We start from the raw sequence: 4,046 nt of genomic DNA, 5'->3' as shown, positions 1-4,046 counted from the left end.
GTCTAATGATCTGGTAGTCTATGAAGCTTTAAAGGTAAGAAACTTAGTAAAAAATCGTCAGCTGTCTAAGTCGATTTCTGATGCTTCTTGGTATCAATTCACTGAATGGTTGAATTATTTTGCCAAGATTTATCGGATTGTTTGTATTGCTGTTCCTCCCCATTTCACGACTCAAGATTGTTCAGTTTGTGGTACGATAGTTCAAAAAAAATTAAGTAATAGAACTCATCAATGTCCCAATTGTAAAACAATCTTAGATAGGGATCATAATGCAGCAATCAACATTCTTAAAAAAGGGTGGCAATATTTGGGAAATCATCTCAATGCCTCGACTTCGCTCGGCATTGACACTGAGCGAAGTCGAAGTGTCAACGGTACTGTTGGGCAAACAGAAACCGACCCAACCCCCCCACCCCCCCTGCCCCCCCGACATCGGGGGGGTCGGGGGGGCAAGGGGGGGGGGAGAGTCCGACCTCTGGGTTTTTAATGGAGACATTGAGAATTTAAGCCGTCTCGTTGAGCAAGGAATTTCCGATAGTGATAGGTCAAGAATCCCCCGTCACAGCCTAGCTTGACGGTGGGAGTATGTCAAACGCGGTTAATAGGACAAAATTAACCGGACATATCGAACGGAGTCTTTGATCTAGATGCTTAAAGACTGATTGAGGATAAAATACCCAGTTTCAATGGACAAGAGCTTATCGAAAATTTGGGTTTAACCCCATTGACGCGACCATCTTAAAAAGGTGGCGTGGCGAGGAATCACCGTCCGTTTACGGCGGTGAGGATGTCAACTAATGGCAAGGAGAGAGTTAAACGGCTCTCTCCTTAATTATTGCTATTCGTCGTCGTCGCTGGCGCCAACTTGCTTGAGATGAATATGTTTTCTCCCCAAAGTAATTTCAAATTCATCTCCCGGTTTGAGTCCCATTTTTTTGGTGTAGGCCGAACCGATTAGGAGATTATTATTGGATTGGACACTGATCCGGTAGCTGGCCGAGCGCCCACCTCGTCCGTGTCCATTGGCACTGCTATCTAAGTCAATTCCCTCGGCATCGATTAAAGCATTGAGAAATTTCATCATATTAACGCGTTCAATACCATTTTTTGTCATGGTATAGTAGCCGCATTCCCGAGCTTTTTCCTCTTTGCTGAGGTTGCCTAGCTGTTTAACTTTCTCAATTAGTTCGAGGCCAGTCAGGGGTTCTGGATTGGTAGTTTTGTTCATTTAAGTTCGCGGCAGATAAGTAAAGGTTAGGGTCATCAAGGCTAGTCGAGGAGAATTGCTCCCCCTGGCCAGAAACAATCGGGTTACGATTGATCTCTACACTCATCTTACACGGTATAAACTAAAAATTATCACTTGCTTGAGGAAATTGATTGTAATTGATTACAGGCTATCTCTCGATCGAAATCTTAACAGAATTTACCAATGTTGATCGAGATGCTGAGGGAAGGGAGGTTAACCTTTCTGTCATCAATGAGGGCAGGGGGTAGGATAGAGATAAAGAGGTAAAAATGAGGGATAATGAAGCTAACAACTAGGGGTCACTATAGTGTTAAAGCCTTGCTGGATCTTAGTTTACAACCTAGAGGAACTCCCGTCTCGGTAAAATCGATCGCCCTGCGTCAAGATATCCCGGCCGCTTATCTAGAGAAATTGCTGATAGAAATGCGACGAGCGGGGTTAGTTCGCTCCTTTCGGGGAGCGCAAGGGGGTTATCAATTGGCCAGGCCGGCAAATCGGATCTCGTTGGGGCAAATTCTGGAGGCAGTGGGAGAGACGATCGAGCCATTATCAGGCTATCATCCCAGGGACGAACAGGCAGAAGATTGGGTGACATTTACTATCTGGAAACACCTACACGAGAAATTAAAAGAGGCGCTAGGGAAGATTACCTTAGCCGATTTATACTACGATGCCCGTAGCTGGATCGCCGCTAGGGGAGAGGAAACCAGCTTTATTGTTTAGTAGTTTAGAAGTTATGACAGCAACAACACAAGCAAAGATTTATGGGGGAGGTTGTCACTGTGGAGCGATCCGTTTTCAAGTGGCGATCGAGCATGATCAAGCTCTAGACTGTAATTGTTCGATTTGTCAGAAAAAAGGCTTTCTGCATCTGATTGTTCCTTCAGCACAATTTACCCTCCTAAGCGGTGAAGATTTTTTAAGTACCTATACATTTAATACCCACACAGCCCAACATTATTTTTGTCGTGTTTGTGGTATTCATCCTTTCTATCGTCCCCGCTCCCATCCTGACGCTATAGATATAAACCTGCGCTGTTTGGAGGGCAATGTCTTAGGCGATTTTCAGATCCAGTTCTTTGATGGGGCTAACTGGGAAGACAATATTGAGAAAATTCGGGCTATCGATGGGAAAAGGGAGTAATTGTGAAGGAAGCGGCAACGGCGATCATTTTAGTATTAGGGGCAGTTTTAGATTATCTGATCGGCGATCCTTGGGGATGGATTCATCCAGTGCAGGTGATGGGGGCGATTATTGCCGTTGCCACAAAAGTTATCCTTAATTGGACGCGGGAAAAAATTCGCCAACGTTTAGCGGGCATAATTCTGGGACTAGGTTTAATTATCTTGGCCGGGGTCTTAACTTGGCTAGGAATCCAATGGTTAGGTCAGGTCAATTTGCTGCTGAGTTGCCTAGTACAAATGATTCTCTTGGCTAGTTGTTTAGCCGGTAGAAGTTTACGCAGGGCTGCCGAAACAGTCATCGCACCTTTACAAGCTGAAAATATCACCTTAGCTCGTTGCCAACTAAGTTTATACGTTGGTCGCGACACAGATAATCTCGGCCGGGAAGAAATCCTCCGCGCCCTATTAGAAACCGTCAGTGAAAATGGTGTGGATGGAGTTACCGCGCCGCTTTTTTATGCCCTTCTCGGTGCTTTTCTGGGTGTGGGGCCAGTTCCCCTCGCTTGCGCTTATAAAGCCGCTAGTACCCTCGATTCGATGATTGGCTATCGTCGGCCACCCTACACCCATATGGGTTGGTTTAGTGCCAAAAGCGAGGATGTTTTGACATGGCTACCTTGTCGTTTGACGGTATTAACTCTCGCCCTAATTTCGGGCCAGCCGGGGCGGGTTTTAAGCATTTGTTGGCGCGATGCCCGTCGGGATCCTAGTCCTAATTCTGGTTGGAGTGAATGCGTCTATGGGGCGATTTTGGGGGTGCAATTGGGGGGTAAAAATCAATATCGAGGCCAGATTGTGGAAAAACCTTTATTGGGCGATAACCTCAACCCGATTACCGTCAAAACCGTCGAACAGGCTTTGAATTTAACTCGTACTTGTGTATTACTTTGGCTGGCGATCGCTGTCAGCTGCTTGATTGCTAGAGATTTTGCTCAATTTTAGCGACCAGAGGCGACGGCGTTGACGGGATTGACGCTGCCAGTAACGGATAATCAGGGAGAAGGTCAAGAATAGGGATTGCAGTATCTGTATCTGTCCGCAGAGACGTTGATAGTTTTGTCTGAGATAATAGGTTTTCGCCCCGGCGATGACAATATATTCGGGGGCGGGGTAAAAAATGTGGTGTAAACGTCGTTCCACCCGGTTTAAAATTTTGGTCACTCGCCCTAAAATCCGCCGCAATTGCCACAATTTCCAGACTAGAAAGCAATTAAATAAAGTTAAGCCTAGATTGAAGCCGAGGACAAAAAAGAACATGGTCGAGGCGATGGTCGAGTTATGCCAATTTTAACCCACATTCCCCACTTCAAAGTGTCGGGGAAAGAAATCTAAGAAGCTGCCCGCGTATTTAGGGTCTGCTGAATAAATCTAAAAACCTTGTTGGATAAGCTGTTCGTAATTTAAATTGCTTGTTGAGATCAGGCGGTCGGCAGGGGGCGGTCGGCGGTCGGCAGGAGATAGGAGATTATTTTATTTAGGGCTTGCTGAATAAATCTAAAAACCTTGTTGGATAAGACTTTTGGACTTTTTTCCCCTCAAAAAGTACCAGATATGGGAGTGATCAGGGGTAAATTCAGGGACTTTTTCCCTGAAAATTAGGTAATTGACCCCC

At 45.6% G+C, this 4,046-nt stretch carries 5 protein-coding genes and 1 pseudogene; 4 read left to right on the top strand and 2 right to left on the bottom strand.

The features are described 5' to 3' along the window. Positions 1-575 (top strand): annotated as a pseudogene (locus O9295_RS21585) (RNA-guided endonuclease InsQ/TnpB family protein); the annotation flags it as partial. Positions 576-838: 263 nt separating this feature from the next. On the opposite strand, the gene O9295_RS21580 reads toward O9295_RS21585, so the two are convergent. Continuing rightward, a complete protein-coding gene (locus O9295_RS21580) occupies positions 839-1,228 on the bottom strand; it encodes an AbrB family transcriptional regulator (RefSeq protein ID WP_002798186.1) in 390 nt (129 codons plus the stop codon). 300 nt (positions 1,229-1,528) lie between these two features. Between O9295_RS21580 and O9295_RS21575 the strand changes: the two genes are divergently transcribed. Genes O9295_RS21575 through cbiB form a run of 3 tightly spaced genes read left to right on the top strand, consistent with a single transcriptional unit; the run spans position 1,529 to position 3,376 of the window. Next, positions 1,529-1,972 (top strand): Rrf2 family transcriptional regulator, encoded by a 444-nt coding sequence (locus O9295_RS21575; protein WP_002783777.1) that lies wholly within the window; start codon positions 1,529-1,531, stop codon positions 1,970-1,972. Further along, on the top strand, positions 1,920-2,393 hold the full coding sequence (locus O9295_RS21570; protein WP_147070796.1) for a GFA family protein: 474 nt from the start codon (positions 1,920-1,922) through the stop codon (positions 2,391-2,393). Before O9295_RS21575 ends, O9295_RS21570 begins: the two co-directional genes overlap by 53 nt. A 2-nt stretch (positions 2,394-2,395) precedes the next feature. Beyond that, complete coding sequence (cbiB, locus tag O9295_RS21565; protein WP_288035234.1) at positions 2,396-3,376, top strand: adenosylcobinamide-phosphate synthase CbiB; 981 nt, start codon at positions 2,396-2,398, stop codon at positions 3,374-3,376. Here cbiB and O9295_RS21560 read toward each other — a convergent pair. Continuing rightward, complete coding sequence (locus O9295_RS21560; RefSeq protein ID WP_147070800.1) at positions 3,317-3,691, bottom strand: hypothetical protein; 375 nt, start codon at positions 3,689-3,691, stop codon at positions 3,317-3,319. The two genes, cbiB and O9295_RS21560, sit on opposite strands and share 60 nt — an antisense overlap. Between the last annotated feature and the right edge of the window lie 355 nt (positions 3,692-4,046).

Source organism: Microcystis sp. LE18-22.4A, assembly GCF_027531105.1.
In the GTDB taxonomy this organism is placed as follows: Bacteria; Cyanobacteriota; Cyanobacteriia; order Cyanobacteriales; family Microcystaceae; genus Microcystis; species Microcystis aeruginosa.
The sequence above is the reverse complement of the archived record's forward strand: the minus strand, read 5'-3'. Positions and strand labels throughout refer to the sequence as shown.

What these genes read in the sequence shown, in the direction of transcription:
- O9295_RS21570 (WP_147070796.1), top strand. Translation starts at nt 1,920, where the DNA reads ATGCCCGTAGCTGGATCGCCGCTAGGGGAGAGGAAACCAGCTTTATTG.
- O9295_RS21580 (WP_002798186.1), bottom strand. Translation starts at nt 1,228, where the DNA reads ATGAACAAAACTACCAATCCAGAACCCCTGACTGGCCTCGAACTAATT.
- O9295_RS21560 (WP_147070800.1), bottom strand. Translation starts at nt 3,691, where the DNA reads ATGTTCTTTTTTGTCCTCGGCTTCAATCTAGGCTTAACTTTATTTAAT.
- O9295_RS21575 (WP_002783777.1), top strand. Translation starts at nt 1,529, where the DNA reads ATGAAGCTAACAACTAGGGGTCACTATAGTGTTAAAGCCTTGCTGGAT.